A 16,424-nucleotide genomic window follows, 5' to 3' on the forward strand; every position below is an offset into this window, starting at 1 on the left:
CCGACCCGCATCGCCAGCAGAACTCCGTGAAATCCCAACTCCGCGCCCTGATCGCCCAAGGCATCGACGCCTTGCGTAGCGCCGGCACCTTGCCGGCCGATACCGCCACCCCGGATTTCGTGGTCGAACGCCCCAAGACCCGCGAGCATGGCGACTTCGCCAGCAATGCGGCGATGCTGCTGGCGAAACCTGCGCGCAGCAATCCGCGCGCGCTGGCCCAGGCGCTGGTCGCCGCGCTTCCCGCCAGCGACGACATCGCCAAAGTCGAGATCGCCGGACCGGGCTTCATCAATTTCCACCTGGCCCCGGCCGCCTATCAACGCGAAGTCGCAACCGCCCTGCAGGAGGGCGCCGCTTACGGCCTCAACACTTCCGGTGAAGGGAAGATGGCCGGTGTGGAGTACGTCTCGGCCAATCCCACCGGCCCGCTGCATGTCGGCCACGGACGCGCCGCCGCCATCGGCGACTGCATCGCCCGCGTGCTGCAGGCCAACGGCTGGAACACGCGCCGCGAGTTCTACTACAACGATGCCGGCGTGCAGATCGAAAACCTCGCGTTGTCCGTGCAAGCGCGCGCCAAAGGCCTGAAGCCCGATGAAGCGGGCTGGCCGGAAGCCGGCTACCGCGGCGACTACATCCAGGACGTCGCCGACGCATATCTGCGGGGCGAGACCGTGGAATCCGACGGCCACGCCATCGTCGGCGCCAAGGACGCGGACGACCTGGACGCGATCCGCCGCTTCGCCGTGGCCGCTTTGCGTCGCGAGCAGAACGGCGACCTGGCCGCTTTCGACGTGTCCTTCGATACCTACTTCCTGGAAAGCTCGCTGTACGACGACGGCAAGGTGACCGAAACCGTGCAGCGTCTGGGCGCCACCGGCCATACCTACGAGGAAGGCGGCGCGTTGTGGCTCAGGACTACCGACTTCGGCGACGACAAAGACCGCGTCATGCGCAAGTCCGACGGCACCTTCACCTATTTCCTGCCGGACGTGGCCTACCACCTGTCCAAGTGGCAGCGCGGCTACAAGCGCGCCATCACCGAGCTGGGCGCCGACCACCATGGCTCGCTGGCGCGCGTGCGCGCCGGTCTGCAGGCGCTGGATGTGGGCATTCCGCAAGGCTGGCCCGAGTACGTGCTGCACCAGATGGTCACGGTGATGCGCGGCGGCGAGGAAGTGAAGCTTTCCAAGCGCGCCGGCAGCTACTTCACCTTGCGCGACCTGATCGAAGAGGCCGGGCGCGACGCCACCCGATGGTTCCTGATCGCGCGCAAGCCCGATTCGCAACTCACTTTCGACATCGACCTGGCGCGCCAGCAGAGCAACGACAATCCGGTGTTCTACGTGCAGTACGCGCACGCCCGCGTCTGCAGCCTGCTGCGCCAGGCGGTGGAAAAGGGCTACGCCTACGACCAGGCCAATGGACTGGACCATCTCGTTTTGCTGAGCGACGAGAACTCACAATTGCTGATGGTCGAGCTGTCGCGTTTTCCGGAAGTGGTGGAGAACGCCGGACAGCTGCTGGAACCGCACCTTATCGCGCAATACCTGCGCGAACTGGCCTATGCTTTCCACACTTGGTACCACGCCACGCCGGTGCTGGTGGAAGAGGCCGCCACGCGCGATGCGCGCTTGGCGCTGGCCTGCGCGGCGCGGCAAGTGCTGATCAACGGGTTGGCATTGTTGGGCGTCAGCGCCCCTGAAAAGATGTAACTGGAGAGTAGTTAGATGGCGGCAAGACGCAACAAGTCGCAGGCGCGGCGCAACTCGGGCAACGGTACGCCCGGCTGGGTGTGGCTGATCGCCGGCCTGGTGCTGGGCGCGGCGGCGTTCTTCATCGTGCCGGGGCTGATGAAGAAGGACGGCGACGGCTTCTTCCGCCCGCAGCCCAATCCCGATGCGTTGCCAGCGCAGGTGGCCGATGCCGACAGCAACGGCGACGACATCGCCCCGGAAACCTCCACCGCCACCTCGCAACCCGACGCCAAGACCGGCGACGACGCGGCCAAGGAAACGCAATACGACTTCTACACCCTGCTGCCCGGCAAGGAAGTGCAGATGTCCGACGCCGAGCTGGCCGCCAGCGCGCGCGAGGAAAAAGCGCGGGAAGCGCGCGCGCAGCAGGCGGCTGCGGCGACGGCAGCAGCGACACCGACCGTAAGCACCGCGACCGATAATCCGAAACCTGTTTCGGAAACACCAGCCAATACAGACACGACGACGGCCGCCGTGGCCGCCAGCGCAACCACGACGGCACCGGCAGCCTCCAGCGCACCGGCCAGCAAGGATGCGCGCTACATTCTGCAGGCAGGCGCATTCGGCGCATCCGGCGATGCCGAATCCACCAAGGCCAAGATCGCAATGTTGGGCCTGTCGGCGCGCGTGGAATCGGCGCAGATCGGCAGCAAGACCGTCTACCGCGTGCGCATGGGTCCCTACGGCAGCGCCAGCGAATTGGCCGAAGCCAAGCAGAAACTCGCCAGCGGCGGCTTGCCGGCTATGGCTATCAAAGCGCAATGAAAAGAACCGACCTCGCCGCCCCGAAGCGCTTGCTGGTCGCCACACTGGCCGCCACCCTGCTGTTGTGGCTACTTGGTTTTTTGACCTCCCTGATCACCGGACCCGGTGGAACCAACCTGGGGACATTCCTGGGATACCTGGACCCCCTGAATCTGCTGGTGACCGCAATCGCCATGGGTGTCGGCGGCTATCTGGAAGGCAAAAGGTTCATCGGCATGGCGCTGTTGATCATGGTGGTCTTCTGGATAGTCACCGTGGCCATACTGCTGCAGATCGCAAAACCCCTGCAGGATGCGCCGCTTGTACCGATCCTCGCCTTCAACCGCATGCAGATGGCGTTCTCCGCACTGGCCGCCTGCGCGGGCGCGGCGATCGGCGCCTGGCTGCGGATGAAACGGCCGCCGCGCGCTTTTACGTGAAGCTCTCGCTGCCCGGCGCATGATCGATATCGCTACCCTGCCGGGGCAGCTGTTCGGCGCGCTCATCGCGGTCTGGGCATGCAGCGAACTCTGGCTGGGATGGTCGCGCCGCTCGCAGGACCGCTCGCGCATGCGCGACCGCGGCACGTTGCGGCTGCTATTGGCGACCGTCTACCTGTGCATCGGTCTGGCGGTGTGGCTGTCGTACCAGGCGGCCGGGCGCATCGGAAATGAAGACCTTCGCATTGCCCTGCTCTGGGCCGGCCTTGCGCTGATGGCTGGCGGTTTGGCCCTGCGATTCTGGGCGATCCGCGTGCTGGCGCGCTTCTTCACCGTGGATGTGAATATCCAGGAAGGGCACGAGCTGATCCGTCGCGGCCCCTATCGCCTGCTTCGCCATCCTTCCTATACCGGTTCGCTGATGACCTTTCTGGGTTTCGGACTGGCGCTGGGCAATGTGTGGTCGTTGCTGGTGCTTTTGGCGCCGGTGATCCTGGCATTCGTCTGGCGGATGCGCGTGGAGGAGCGGGTGCTGGCCGAGGCGTTTCCTACGCAATATCCCGACTATGCGCGGCAGACCAAACGGCTGATTCCGTTCGTTTGGTGAGGGTGTGCGAACGCCCCGCTCGTGGCGGATTTGTCAAAGATCCCGTTCGTGGTGAGCTTGTCGAACCACGCTTTTCGCGAATCAGTTCAATGTGCTGCTTACAGACTGCGCCAACAACGTGGTTCGACAGGCTCACCACGAACGGGATCTAGGGCGAGCTCGCCGCGAACAGCATTTAGGGCCGGCTCGCCACGAACAGGATTTTAGACAGGCTCGTCGCTAACAAGACTAAAGTAAACGTCCCCACTCACTCTCACCACCGAAAAGCCCCCATGACCAAAACCGTTCTCATCACCGGCGCCACCTCCGGCTTCGGCGCCGCCGCCGTCGAGCGTTTCGCCGGTGCGGGCTGGCGCGTGATCGCCACCGGCCGCCGTGCCGAGCGCCTGCAGCCTCTCGTCGAGCGGTTCGGCGCCGACAAGGTGCATGCCGCCGCCTTCGACGTGCGCGACGAAGCCGCAATGGAAGCCGCGCTGTCCGCGCTGCCGGAAGACTTCCGCGGCATCGACGTGCTGATCAACAACGCCGGCCTGGCGCTGGGCACCGCGCCCGCGCAGAACGCCAGCCTGCAGGACTGGCGCACCATGATCGACACCAACATCACCGCACTGGTGACGCTGACCCACCGCCTGTTGCCCGGCCTGATAGAGCGCAAGGGCGCGATCATCAACATGAGTTCGGTGGCGGCCAGCTATCCGTACCCGGGCGGCAACACCTACGGCGGCAGCAAGGCCTTCGTGAAGCAGTTCTCGCTGGGACTGCGCTCGGACCTGCACGGTACCGGCGTGCGCGTGACTTCGATCGAGCCCGGCATGGCCGAAACCGAATTCACCCTGGTGCGCACGCATGGCGACCAGTCCGCATCGGACAAAATGTACGGCGGCGCCAATCCGATGACCGCCGAAGACATCGCCGAACAGCTGTACTACATCGCCACCCTGCCGCCGCACCTCAACATCAACCGGCTGGAGATCATGCCGGTGACGCAGTCGTTCGCGGGTTTCCAGGTCGATCGCCGATAGCCTTCAAGGACTCAGCAGCAGATCGCGCACCGCTTCGGCGGTGCCCGTGGCCGATTGTGGATTCTGGCCCGTCACCAGACGGCCATCCACCACGACCTTGGGCGTCCAGTCGGGTGCGGCCTGGTGTTGCGCGCCGCGCTGGGTCAGGGTGGTGGCCAGCAGGAACGGCACTACGCTCTCCAGCTTCACCGCACGCTCTTCATCGTCGGTGAAGGCGCTGACCCGCTTGTCCGCGACGAGATAGCGGCCATCGCTCAGGGTGACATTCACCAACGCCGCAGGGCCATGGCACACCGCTGCCACCACGCCGCCCGCTTCGTAGAGTTGGCGAGTCAGTCGCTGCACCGCCGGGCTGTTCGGAAAATCCCAGACCGCGCCATGGCCGCCGGCATAGAACACGGCCGAATACCGGCCCGCATCCACTTGATCCAGCGCCGGCGTGGTGCGGATCGCCTCACGAAAAGCCGGATCCTTCCAGTAGCGCGCATTGGTCGCGTCGTTCAAATCCAATCCGTCCACCGGCGCTTCGCCGCCCTGGATGGAGGCGAATTCGACTGGAATGCCCGCAGCGTCGAATACCGCCAGCGGATGGGTGACTTCGCCCAGGTAGAACCCGGTCGGCTCGCCGGTGGTTCCCTTCACGGCATGGCTGGTCAGCACAATCAGTACGGGCTTGATGTTGTCCGGTGCGACGTGGTCGGTGGGCGCGGCGGCGGACATGCCCATGACCGCGGCAAGCAGAAGATTCATTTCTCACTCCAAATGTGGGTAGCGCCGCCGGACACCTTGCCCAACGGCAGGACGCCACTGTATTTTCCTTGTTCCCGGCGATAAACCGGTCTTAAAACAAAACAATTTTGCTAAACAGGCATCAATGCCGCGCCGATTCGATCACCTCGATGATGTCGAAGCCTTCGTCCAGACCCTGGAGCGCGGGTCGCTGACTGCGGCCGCGGCAGCACTGGAGACCACGCCCTCGGTGATCAGTCGCGCCATTTCCCGGCTGGAACAACGCCTGGGCGTGCAACTGCTGCGACGGACCACGCGTCGGCTGGGCCTCACCGATGCGGGGCGTTTGTATCTGGAACAGGCGCGCCAGGCTTTCGGATTGATCGACGACGCCGAGCGCGCCATCCAGGGCCACGGAGATCACCTGAGAGGAAAAGTGCGGCTTAGCGCACCCACCACTTACGGGCACTACCGTCTACCGGCATTACTGCAGGGCTTCCTGCGCGCGCACCCGCAGGTGGAAGTGGAGCTGAGCATCGCCAACCGCAACGTGGACCTGGTGGCGGGAGACTACGACTTGGCCATTCGTGGCGGCGAACTGCCGGACAGCGGACTGGTCGCCCACACTCTGGAAGACGCGTCGCTGTGCCTGGTGGCGGCGCCAGGCTACCTCGAGCAAGCGGGCACGCCGCAAACCCTCGCCGAACTGGCGCAGCACGCCTGCCTTTCTTTCCTGATGCCAAGCACCGGTCGGATTGCTCCGTGGGCGCTATTTGCCGACGGCAAGGAGGTGCAATGGACGCCTTCCGCAGCGATCCGCATGTCCGACGACGTACTGGGCGTGGTGTCGCTGGCCGAAGCCGGTATCGGCATCTGCCAGACCTACGACTTCATCGTTGCCCAGCGCGTGCAACAGGGCGCACTGGTGGAGGTGCTGCCGCAGACACGCGGACGCTCGCGCAGGTTCTCGGTGGTGTACTCGCCGCACCGGCGGATGTCCGCAGCGTCGCGCGCCCTGATCGAAGCCTTGCGCGGCAATCCGCGCTGACAGGCTTCAGGCCAGAGGTTCGTCCGAAAGGTAGGTGTAGCCGGTAAGCCCTGCTTCCAGCGCTTCGGCCAGCAATTTCGATTCTTCCGCAGGCAGTTGGGCCTTCGCCACTCGTTCGGCATAGGCCGCGCGCAAATCGGCCAGTCCGTAACCCACATAATCCAGCATCACGTCGGTGGTATCGCCGCTGCGTTGCTGGCTGATGCTGAAACCATCGCCAGCGCGCTTCACTTCGATCGTGTCGGTGTCGCCGAACAGGTTGTGGATGTCGCCCAGGATCTCCTGGTAGGCGCCGACCAGGAAGAAACCCAGCCGGTAGCTCTCGCCCGCGTTCAACCCATGCAGCGGCAACGAGGAGTCCAGGCCTTCGTTCTCCACGTAAGTCTTGACCATGCCATCCGAATCGCAGGTCATGTCGGCGATCACGCCGCGGCGTAGCGGCGCTTCGTTCAAGCGTTCGATAGGCAGGATCGGGAACACCTGGTCGATGGCCCACACATCGGGAATCGATTCGAACACGCTGAAATTGACGAAATATTTATCGACCAGGCGCTCGTTGAGTTCGTCCAGCAGATCGCGGTGATTACGCTCGTCGCTGCTCAGTCGCGCACGCACGGCGTGGGCGATGGCGTAGAACAGATCGTCGATGCGCGCGCGGTGGGTCAGGTCGATCTGGCCCAGCGCGTACAGGGAAAGGCCTTCGCTGTGGTGGTGCTGGGCGTCGTGGAAAAGCTCCACCGCCGGACGCGAATCCAGTTCGTCGTGGATCTCGCGCAAGTGGCGGATCACGGCCGGCTCGTCCGCGTGCGCAGGCGGCACGCGGCCTTCGGGGGCCTGTTCGACTTCGGACACATTGGCGATCAGCACCGCGTGATGGGCGGTCATCGCACGGCCGCATTCGGTGACGATGCGCGGCGGCGCCAGCTTGTGCTCTTCGCAGGCTTCGGCCAGCGGCTGCACGATATTGGAGGCGTACTGGTTCAAGCCGTAATTGATCGAGCAGTAGCTGCGCGAACGGGTACCTTCGTAATCGATGCCCAGGCCGCCGCCGACATCGACATGGCTGATGGTCGCGCCCAGCTTGGACAGTTCGACGAAGTAACGCGTGGCCTCGCGCATGCCGTTGGCGATGTCGCGCACGTTGGAAATCTGCGAACCCATGTGGAAATGCAACAGACCCAGCGAGTCCTGCAGGCCGTTGTCGCGCAACTCCTTCCACAGATCCAGCACCTGGCGCGGCGACAGGCCGAACTTGGCCTTGTCGCCGCCGCTGTTCTGCCACTTGCCGGCGCCCAGCGAGGCCAGGCGCATGCGCACGCCCAGGCCAGGCTTCACGTTCAGCGCCTTGGCTTCCTCGATCACCAGCGCCAGCTCGGACGGCTTCTCGATGACGATGAAGGTCTGCAGGCCCAGCTTGCGGCCGATCAGCGCCAGGCGGATGTATTCGCGATCCTTGTAGCCGTTGCACACGATCAGCCCGCCCGGCCGCGACAGCGCCAGCACCGCCATCAGTTCGGGCTTGCTGCCCGCTTCCAGGCCGAAGCCTTCGCCGGCGTGCGAAGCCAGCGTACCGGCGACGCCGCGATGCTGGTTGACCTTGATCGGATACACCGCCGTATAGCCGCCGGCGTATTCCCATTCCCGCATGGCCTGGCCGAATGCAGCCTGCAGCTTGCCCAGGCGATCGCCCAGGATGTCGGGGAAGCGCACCAGCAGCGGCATGCGCGCACCGTTGGCGCGTGCGCTGTCCACCACCTGGGGCAGCGAGATCGAAGGGCCATCGGCGCCCTTCGGACTGACCACCACATGGCCGGCCGCATCCACGTCGAAATACCCTTCCGCCCAATGCGGGATGGAATAGGTCTTGCGGGCTTGGTCTTGGGACCAGCTGGACATGGGGCGGGCTCTGGTGGCGAAAACGGACGCGCATTCTAACGCCGTCGTTGTGCCGCTCCGGTTACGGCCGCCGGTAGGCCGGCTCGCCCATGGCTTGCCTGATCCGCCGCGCCAGCGCCGCTTCGCTGCTGAAGGTGAGTACGGTGCAGGTGCCGGACAACGCCAGCTGGCCGGCGATACGCGGCAACGCCGCCCGCTCGCTGGCTATCGAGCCCGCCCAGTCCAGCACGATCAGGTAGTGCGGCATCACCTCTGTACCCTGCAGCCGCTTGCGCGCTATCCAGGCGCCGCGGACTTTGTCGTAGCCTCTCAGCGTTCGCGCCAGATCGCGCAGCTGCGCGGCCTCCAGGGCATGCGGAAGCAGATCCTCATCGCCGACCGACGCGTTGCGGCTCTCGGGCGCGTGCGCCTGCGGCAGATAGCGTGCGCGCAGGGCTTCGACCGTTGCGACGACCGCCGATTCCGCCGGCAAACCGCGCGTGTAGTCGTCCAGGCAGCGCAATGCGGGCGGTATCAGCGACGCATCCAGCTCCATGGCCCGCTGAAGGCGTTCGATGCCTTCGGCTTCGCGCTCGCGCTTGAGCAGCAGCGCGCCGAGCCGGTATTGGCCACGGGCATCGGAGGGTGCGCGCTCCAGCGCGGACAGGTACAGCGGCAAGGCATCGACGCCTAGCCGGTGGTCTTCCGAAAGGCAGGCCAGTTCCATTGCCTCGGCGGGCGTATGGGTAGGGTGCGCCTCCAGTTCGGCCAGGCGATTGCGTTCGATCTCCGACTGGCGATACAGCGCCTGCCATTCGGGCTTGGCGGCGGTCTGCCATTCGCGGCTGAAGCGTTCCCTGAGCGGAACCAGACGGTCGCCCAGCAGCGTGGCTGCCGATTCCGTCGCGATCCGTTCGAGGGGCAGGGAGTTGTCGATCCCCAGCGCCGTCAAACGTTTTTCCAGGGTTGGATGGGTGTCGTCCGGTCCCGATTCGCGGCTGAGCAAGCGGGCGGGAATGCGCGCGTGTTGCGGCAGATTCCGTTCCAGGCGCTCGGCAAGCCGTTCCTGCACTTCCATCGGCGGATAGGACTGCATGCGCGCCGAACGCTCCACCTCCGGCCAGAACTCGCCATGCAACCAGTCCGACGCCAGCTCCGTCCGCACCAGCGCGCTGGCCATCGCATCCGCACCGGCCACTTGCGCGCCCACCGCATCGGCGGCGTATTCGTGGCGGCGCGCCAGCACGTAACTGTAGGCGTCGAAGTACGGCGCGTACCAGCGGAAGAACAGCCATAGCAGCTGTCCACCTCCGCCCATGCCACCGTGCGCCATGCCTTCCATCAGCCGATGCCAGCTGCTGCGCAGCCGGTAGATCCAGCTGGTGAAGCGTTCGTGCCGGCCGTGGAAGTGGCCGAACTCGTGCGCGATGACCGCCGCCAGCTCGCGCCGGTCCAGCGCCTGCAACAGCGGCAGCCCCAGGATCAGGTAATGCTTGTGCCGCCAGAGCGCCAACCCATCCGGCACATAGGCCGCCGCGGCGTTGAACTCGGCGTTGATGACGATGCCGTGCAGCGGCCTGGCGCCCACCGCGTTGCGAACCCGCTCCACTTCGGCACGCAGTTCCGGCGCCTCGCCCGGTTGCAGGTGGTGGCCTTCCGGCGGCACGAACTTGATCCACACCGCGCGCAACACGACCGTGCCGGCCATGCCCAGCACGATGATCGGGATGGCGATATAGGGATCGGCCGGCGGGCGCACGATCAGCATGTACAGCACGATGAACGCCAGCAAGCCCAGCGTGAGCGCCAGCGCACCCGCCAGCACTGCGTAACCCAGCGCGGCCAGCAGCGACAACTTGAAACGGTACCGGGCCGGCGCCTCTTCGGCCTCCCGCTCCAGCCGTTCCACCAGCTTTCGTCGCGCTTCCACTGAATGCATTCGCGGTTCCCTGTGCCGTCGTGCCGGAATGCTAAGCCATCGCAGCCGGGCTGTAACGCGGCATCCGGTACAATTCGCGCCCCCTGACCGTTGAGCCCCGGCGATGACGAACGACAGCAACTGGTACATCGAACACTTCCAGCCCACCGGCTCGGCCATCGGCTTCCGCACTACCGGCAAGCTGGACGAGGTGCAGTCGCCGTTCCAGAAGATCGAGATCTACGGCACCACCGATTGGGGCAACCTGATGCTGATCGACGGCGCGGTGATGCTGACCACGCGCGACAACTTCTTCTATCACGAAATGATTTCGCATCCCGCCCTGTACACCCATGCCGATCCCAGGCGCGTGGTGATCATCGGCGGCGGCGATTGCGGCACGCTGCGCGAGGTGCTCAAGCACCCCGGCGTGCAGAGCGCGACCCAGTGCGATATCGACGAGCAGGTCACGCGCGTGTCCGAGAAGTATTTCCCCGAGCTGTGCGACAGCAACAGCGACCCGCGCGCCGAGCTGCTGTTCGACGACGGCGTGGCCTACATGGCCAACTGCCCGGCCGGCAGCGTGGACGTGGTGATCGTGGATTCCACCGACCCGGTCGGCCCGGCCGAGGGCCTGTTCAACAAGGCCTTCTACGAATCCTGCTTCCGCGCGCTTAAGGACGACGGCATCCTGGTGCAGCAGTCGGAGTCGCCGTTGGCGCTGCTGGACCTGATCAACGAGATGCGCGGCGAAATGCGCAAGGCCGGCTTCAGCACGTTCAAGACGCTGCCGTTCCCGCAACCGTGCTACCCGACCGGCTGGTGGAGCGTCACCCTGGCGCGCAAAGGCGGCAATTTCGATTTCCGCGAAGGCGATGCCAGCAGCAAATCGTTCGAGACGCTGTACTACAGCGCGCACCTGCACACCGGTGTGTTGGTGGCGCCGCCGTTCGTGGCCAAAGCGTTGGGCGAGTAACGTAGGTCGGGGCTACGCCCCCGACGTGCGTCAAGCTCAACCGCCGCGCATTCGTAGGGCGGGTCTTGACCCGCCTTATGGAATCTCGCGATGGACCGGAAGGCGGGTCAAGACCCGCCCTACGGGATCTACGGTATTGGCGGTTAAAGAACTTCTGCAGGGGAATTCATGAAAGAAGTTTGGGTCTTCAATGGCGCGGAAGGGCGGTTTCCTTCGGCAGTATTCGAGGAGCGAGCCGATGCGGAATCGTGGATAAAGAGGAATGCTTTAACCGGAGTACTCACGAAATACCCCATAGGCGTCTCCGTCTACGAATGGGCGATAAAAGAAGGCCACTTTTGCGTCAAGAACCAGCAGGAGAAGTCTGCGACTTTCATCCAGAACTTCTCCTCCGCTGCACAAGAGCATCTCCACTTCGAAAATGGTAGTTGCGACTAAGATTCATCTGGTTCCAGTGCGCAGAGCGCATCTGGACCCGCCTTCTGAAATCCCGCGATGATCCGGGAGGCGGATCAAGACCCGCCCTGCGGATATCTAATCTTTCGAACAAAAAAGCCCCGCGGCGCAGGGCTTTCTGTGTCGCTCCGGAGCTGGGTTGCTTGATGTCGGGGGCGTAGCCCCGACCTACGGATCACAGCGCGTCCGAATCCAGTTCGCCCGTGCGTATCCGCACCACCCGGTCCAGCGCATAAACGAACACCTTGCCGTCGCCGATCTTGCCGGTGCCGGCGGCCTTGACGATGGATTCGACGACTTTGTCGACCTGATCGTCGGTCACCGCGACCTCGATCTTCACTTTGGGCAGGAAATCCACCACGTACTCGGCGCCGCGGTAGAGCTCGGTATGGCCCTTCTGCCGGCCGAAACCCTTCACCTCGGTCACCGTGATGCCGGTGATGCCCGCCTCGGCCAAAGCCTCGCGCACATCGTCCAGCTTGAAGGGCTTGATGATGGCCATGATCATTTTCATGCGTGATTCCCTCAAGATGTCTGACCGAAGGATATCCCGGTTCGGCGGGCCACGCTTGCGGGCCGCGGGGCGGTCGGGTTCAATGCGGTCCCCACACGGCGTCGGGATAAACTGACGCCGCGCCGCAGACAAAGCCGATGGCGCGGTCGCTGCGATACGTTCAGGCTGCCTCCACAGCCGGATGGCATACCAATTGAGAGCCTCACATGATCGACCTCAACCACATCGACGACCTCGCCCGCCGCCTCAGCGACCTGGTGCCGCCCGGCCTGCGTGAATCGCAGGAAGAATTGCAGCAGACCTTCAAGAGCGCGCTGCAATCGGGCCTGTCCAAGCTGGACCTGGTGACGCGCGAGGAATTCGACGTGCAGCGCGCGGTGCTGCTGCGCACCCGCGAGAAGCTGGAAGCGCTGGAGCGCGCGGTCGCCGCACTGGAGGCCCCCGCTTCATCACCCCCTCCTCCGCAAACACCGCAGCACTAAGGCGCCGCCGCCATGAGCCTTGCGCTGGTGCACAGCCGTGCACGGGCCGGCGTGTCCGCGCCTCCGGTAAGGGTGGAAGTGCACCTGTCAGGCGGCCTGCCACTGACTCATATCGTGGGCCTGCCCGAAGCCGCGGTACGCGAATCCCGCGATCGCGTGCGCGCCGCCATCCTCTGCTCGCAGTTTGAATTCCCGGCACGCCGCATCACCGTGAATCTGGCCCCTGCGGACCTGCCGAAAGACGGCGGGCGTTTCGACCTGCCCATCGCGCTCGGCATTCTTGCCGCCAGCGGGCAGATCGACCGCAATGCGTTGAGCGAATACGAATTCCTTGGCGAACTAGGTTTGACCGGCGAACTGCGCACGGTCGACGGCATCCTGCCGGCCGCACTGGCCGCCGCGCGCGCCGGACGCAAGTTGATCGTGCCGCTGGGCAGCGGCCCCGAAGCCGCGCTGGCGCGCGAGGTGGAGGCCTACACCGCCCGTACCTTGCTGGAGGTGTGCGCGGCGTTGAACCGCACCAAGGCTCTGCCGCTGGCCGAAGCGCCGCCACCACAGCTAACTCTGATTCCCGACATGGCCGATGTGCGCGGGCAACTGCATGCGCGCCGCGCGCTGGAAGTGGCGGCAGCGGGAAATCACCATCTGCTTCTTATCGGAACTCCAGGCTGCGGCAAGACTCTGCTCGCTTCGCGCCTACCTGGCTTGCTGCCGGAAGCCAGCGAAGACGAAGCGTTGGAAACCGCCGCCATCGCCTCGGTGAGCGGACGCGGCCTGGACCCTTCGCGCTGGCGGCAGCGTCCGTACCGTTCGCCGCATCACACCGCCAGCGCTGTCGCTCTGGTGGGCGGCGGCGCCGATCCGCGGCCCGGCGAGATTTCGCTCAGCCACAACGGAGTTCTGTTCCTCGACGAGCTGCCGGAGTGGGACCGAAAAGCCCTGGAAGTGCTGCGCGAGCCGTTGGAATCGGGCACCGTCACCGTTTCGCGCGCGGCGCGCAGTTCGGAATTTCCCGCGCGTTTCCAACTGGTCGCGGCCATGAATCCCTGCCCCTGCGGCTGGGCCGGCGATCCGTCGGGACGTTGCCGTTGCAGTCCGGAGAATGTGCGCCGCTACCGCGCGAAGATCTCAGGCCCGCTGATGGACCGCATCGATCTGCATATCGAAGTACCGCGGCTTCCGCCGCAGGACCTGCGCCCGGATGCGCCCGCGGGCGAACCCACCCTTGCGGTGCGGCTGCGCGTGGAGGCCGCGCGTGCGCTGCAGCATGCGCGTGCGGGGAAGGCCAATGCGCAGCTCGGGCAATCCGAAACCATGGCCTATTGCCGCCTGGGCGACCGCGACCAGGCTTTGCTGGAACGCGCCATCGAGCGCCTGCAGCTTTCCGCCCGCTCCATGCACCGCATCCTGCGGGTGGCGCGGACCATCGCGGATCTGGCCGGTGAAGAGAACATCGTCACTCCGCACCTGACCGAGGCGCTGGGTTACCGGCGCGTGGATCGCGGCGCAACCCAGAGCGCAGCGTAGCTCTTGCCCCCTCCCCTGCGCTGCGCGCAAGGGAGGGGGCAAAGCACACCCTGCCTTGCGTCACATGCGCCGGCCGCGGCCGCATGCTCCACTGCACTGCGTGTTGCCCATCGCCACCCCGCTTTAACCACGCCCGCCGGATGCTCGCCATCCGCGTCTCTATCCTCGCTTTTGGAGAGCCATCAGATGTCGAACCAACCCGCCCAGCGCTTGCTGTTGCCCGCTACCGCCCTGCTGCTGTCCCTCTCCATTTCCGCCGCGCTGGCCCAGGACAAGGCGACCGCCGCGCAGCGGATCGCAGGCACCGAACTGATCCCGCGCGATGCCTTGTTCGGCAACCCCGAACGCTCCAGCGTGCTGATCAGTCCCGACGGCAAGACCTTGAGCTGGCTGGCGCCGGCGGATGGCGTGATGAACGTGTGGGTCGCTCCGGCTGCCGATCCTTCCAAGGCGCATGCGGTCACCACGGACAAGGCGCGCGGCATCCGCAATTATTTCTGGTCCTACCAGCCCGATACGCTGCTGTACCTGCGCGACAGCGGCGGCGACGAGGACTTCCACCTTTTCAGCGTGGATGTCGCCAGCGGCAAGGCCACCGACCTGACGCCGTTTCCGAAAACCACCGCGCAGGTGGCCGGCGCCAGCCATGCGCATCCGGAATCGATCCTGATCGGCATGAACGACCGCGATGCGCAATGGCACGACCTGTACCGCGTGGACCTGGCCACCGGCAAGCGCACGCTGGTGGAAAAGAACGAACAGCAGATCGCCGGCTACCTGACCGATGACGATTACAACGTCCGCTACGCGACCAGATCCCGCCCCGACGGTGGCCAGGACGTGCTGCAGCCGGACGGCAAGGGCGGTTGGAAGAAATACGACGATATCCCGTTCGAAGATTCGCTTTCCACCCAGCCCGCCGGGCTGACCACCGACGGCAAGACCCTGTACATGGTCGACTCGCGCGGCCGCAACACCGCGGCGCTGTACGCCATCGACGTGGCCAGCGGCAAGAAGACGCTGGTGTTCGAGGACAAGCGTGCCGACGTGGGCAATTCGCTGTCCGATCCCAAGACCGGCGCAGTGCAGGCGGTGGCGGTGGACTATCTGCGCGAGCAATGGTCGCCGCTGGATGCCGGCATCGCCGCCGATCTGAAGAAACTGGAAGCGATCGGCCCGGGCGAAGTCGGCGTCAATGCACGCACCTACGACGACAAGACCTGGATCGTGGCGTATTCGGCGGCCGAGGCGCCGGTGGTCTATTACCGCTACGACCGCGGCAATGGCGACGGCAAGCTGACCAAACTGTTCTCCGCGCGTCCGGCGCTGGACGGCAAGCCGCTGGTCCCGCAGTGGCCGCAGGAAATCAAATCGCGCGACGGCCTTACCCTGGTCAGCTACCTGACCCTGCCCAAGAGCGCCGATACCGACAACGACGGCAAAGCCGATGCTGCGGTGCCGATGGTGCTGATGGTGCATGGCGGTCCCTGGGCGCGCGATGGTTATGGCTACGGGGGTTCTACGCAATGGCTCGCCAATCGCGGCTACGCGGTGTTGCAGGTGAACTATCGCGGCTCCACCGGCTTCGGCAAGGAGTTCACCAATGCCGGCAACGGCGAGTGGGCGGCCAAGATGCACGACGATCTGCTGGACGCGGTGCAGTGGGCGGTGAAGGAAGGCGTCACCACGCCGGACCAGGTGGCCATCATGGGCGGCAGCTATGGCGGTTACGCCACGCTGGTCGGCGTCACTTTCACGCCGGATGCGTTCAAGTGCGGCGTGGACATCGTGGGTCCGTCCAATCTCAACACGCTGTTGAGCACGGTACCGGCCTATTGGGCCAGCTTCTACGAGCAGCTGGCCAAGCGCATGGGCGATCCGCGCACCGAGGCCGGCAAGCAATGGCTGGTGGACCGTTCGCCGCTGACCCGCGCCGACAAGATCACCAAGCCGCTGCTGATCGGCCAGGGCGCCAATGACCCGCGGGTGAAACAGGCCGAGGCCGACCAGATCGTCAATGCGATGAAAGCCAAGAATATCCCCGTGACCTACGTGCTGTTCCCCGACGAAGGCCATGGCTTCGCGCGTCCGCAGAACAGCAAGGCGTTCAACGCGGTGGCCGAGGGCTTCCTCAGTCAGTGCCTGGGCGGCCGCGCGGAACCGATCGGCAACGACTTCGAAGGCTCCAGCATCAGCGTGCCGACCGGCGCCGATGACGTGCCGGGATTGGCCGACGCATTGAAGACGCATAAGCAGGAAATCAAGAAGTAGTAATTCCGACCCGCATTATTTCTACTCGTCATTCCCGCGAAGGCGGGAACCCAGCGCC

Annotated in this window: 15 protein-coding genes; 11 read left to right on the top strand and 4 right to left on the bottom strand. The window is 65.2% G+C overall.

Annotated features, from left to right (window positions below; translation table 11 throughout):
* The first annotated feature begins 26 nt into the window (after positions 1–26).
* The 5 genes from argS (at position 27) to BLR66_RS14740 (ending at position 4,570) form a co-directional block, all read left to right on the top strand.
* A complete protein-coding gene (gene argS, locus BLR66_RS14720) occupies positions 27–1,715 on the top strand; it encodes an arginine--tRNA ligase (protein ID WP_093288632.1) in 1,689 nt (562 codons plus the stop codon).
* A gap of 15 nt (positions 1,716–1,730) precedes the next feature.
* Positions 1,731–2,522 (top strand): SPOR domain-containing protein, encoded by a 792-nt coding sequence (locus BLR66_RS14725; RefSeq protein WP_093288637.1) that lies wholly within the window; start codon positions 1,731–1,733, stop codon positions 2,520–2,522.
* The gene (locus tag BLR66_RS14730) at positions 2,519–2,941 is read left to right on the top strand and encodes a hypothetical protein (protein WP_093288641.1); all 423 of its coding nucleotides are present in this window, start codon (positions 2,519–2,521) and stop codon (positions 2,939–2,941) included. The genes BLR66_RS14725 and BLR66_RS14730 overlap by 4 nt, the downstream gene beginning before the upstream one ends.
* 19 nt (positions 2,942–2,960) lie before the next feature.
* Positions 2,961–3,548 (top strand): methyltransferase family protein, encoded by a 588-nt coding sequence (locus tag BLR66_RS14735; RefSeq protein WP_255402637.1) that lies wholly within the window; start codon positions 2,961–2,963, stop codon positions 3,546–3,548.
* 272 nt (positions 3,549–3,820) lie between these two features.
* Complete coding sequence (locus tag BLR66_RS14740) at positions 3,821–4,570, top strand: SDR family NAD(P)-dependent oxidoreductase (RefSeq protein WP_093288646.1); 750 nt, start codon at positions 3,821–3,823, stop codon at positions 4,568–4,570.
* Positions 4,571–4,573: 3 nt separating this feature from the next.
* Here BLR66_RS14740 and BLR66_RS14745 read toward each other — a convergent pair whose 3' ends face one another.
* Complete coding sequence (locus BLR66_RS14745) at positions 4,574–5,320, bottom strand: type 1 glutamine amidotransferase domain-containing protein (RefSeq protein WP_255402638.1); 747 nt, start codon at positions 5,318–5,320, stop codon at positions 4,574–4,576.
* A 124-nt stretch (positions 5,321–5,444) separates the two neighbouring features.
* On the opposite strand from BLR66_RS14745, the gene BLR66_RS14750 reads away from it, so the two are divergent.
* Positions 5,445–6,347 carry a LysR family transcriptional regulator gene (locus tag BLR66_RS14750; RefSeq protein ID WP_093288649.1) on the top strand — a complete coding sequence of 301 codons (903 nt, stop codon included), beginning with the start codon at positions 5,445–5,447 and terminating at the stop codon, positions 6,345–6,347.
* Between the two features lie 6 nt (positions 6,348–6,353).
* Here BLR66_RS14750 and speA read toward each other — a convergent pair whose 3' ends face one another.
* Both speA and BLR66_RS14760 read right to left on the bottom strand, forming a co-directional pair.
* Positions 6,354–8,243, bottom strand: a complete 1,890-nt coding sequence (gene speA, locus BLR66_RS14755) for an arginine decarboxylase (RefSeq protein WP_093288653.1) — start codon at positions 8,241–8,243, stop codon at positions 6,354–6,356.
* A 61-nt stretch (positions 8,244–8,304) separates the two neighbouring features.
* Complete coding sequence (locus BLR66_RS14760; protein ID WP_176943899.1) at positions 8,305–10,161, bottom strand: M48 family metallopeptidase; 1,857 nt, start codon at positions 10,159–10,161, stop codon at positions 8,305–8,307.
* A 103-nt stretch (positions 10,162–10,264) separates the two neighbouring features.
* Here BLR66_RS14760 and speE point away from each other — a divergent pair, with 103 nt between their 5' ends.
* Together speE and BLR66_RS14770 are read left to right on the top strand one after the other, a co-directional pair.
* Positions 10,265–11,116 carry a polyamine aminopropyltransferase gene (speE, locus tag BLR66_RS14765; protein ID WP_093289881.1) on the top strand — a complete coding sequence of 284 codons (852 nt, stop codon included), beginning with the start codon at positions 10,265–10,267 and terminating at the stop codon, positions 11,114–11,116.
* Between the two features lie 168 nt (positions 11,117–11,284).
* Positions 11,285–11,554, top strand: a complete 270-nt coding sequence (locus tag BLR66_RS14770; RefSeq protein WP_093288663.1) for a DUF7710 domain-containing protein — start codon at positions 11,285–11,287, stop codon at positions 11,552–11,554.
* A 193-nt stretch (positions 11,555–11,747) separates the two neighbouring features.
* Here the strand turns inward: BLR66_RS14770 and BLR66_RS14775 are convergent, their stop codons facing one another.
* On the bottom strand, positions 11,748–12,086 hold the full coding sequence (locus tag BLR66_RS14775; protein WP_093288668.1) for a P-II family nitrogen regulator: 339 nt from the start codon (positions 12,084–12,086) through the stop codon (positions 11,748–11,750).
* A gap of 206 nt (positions 12,087–12,292) precedes the next feature.
* Here BLR66_RS14775 and BLR66_RS14780 point away from each other — a divergent pair, with 206 nt between their 5' ends.
* The 3 genes from BLR66_RS14780 (at position 12,293) to BLR66_RS14790 (ending at position 16,366) form a co-directional block, all read left to right on the top strand.
* Positions 12,293–12,568: a ubiquinone biosynthesis accessory factor UbiK gene (locus tag BLR66_RS14780; RefSeq protein ID WP_093288673.1), complete on the top strand. Its 276-nt coding sequence runs from the start codon at positions 12,293–12,295 to the stop codon at positions 12,566–12,568.
* 12 nt (positions 12,569–12,580) lie between these two features.
* Complete coding sequence (locus tag BLR66_RS14785; protein ID WP_093288676.1) at positions 12,581–14,095, top strand: YifB family Mg chelatase-like AAA ATPase; 1,515 nt, start codon at positions 12,581–12,583, stop codon at positions 14,093–14,095.
* 186 nt (positions 14,096–14,281) lie between these two features.
* Entirely contained in the window at positions 14,282–16,366 is a 2,085-nt protein-coding gene (locus BLR66_RS14790; RefSeq protein WP_093288679.1) for a S9 family peptidase, read from the top strand.
* Positions 16,367–16,424: the final 58 nt, after the last annotated feature.

Origin of the sequence: Pseudoxanthomonas sp. CF125 (genome assembly GCF_900104085.1) — a bacterium.
Taxonomy (GTDB): Bacteria; Pseudomonadota; Gammaproteobacteria; order Xanthomonadales; family Xanthomonadaceae; genus Pseudoxanthomonas_A.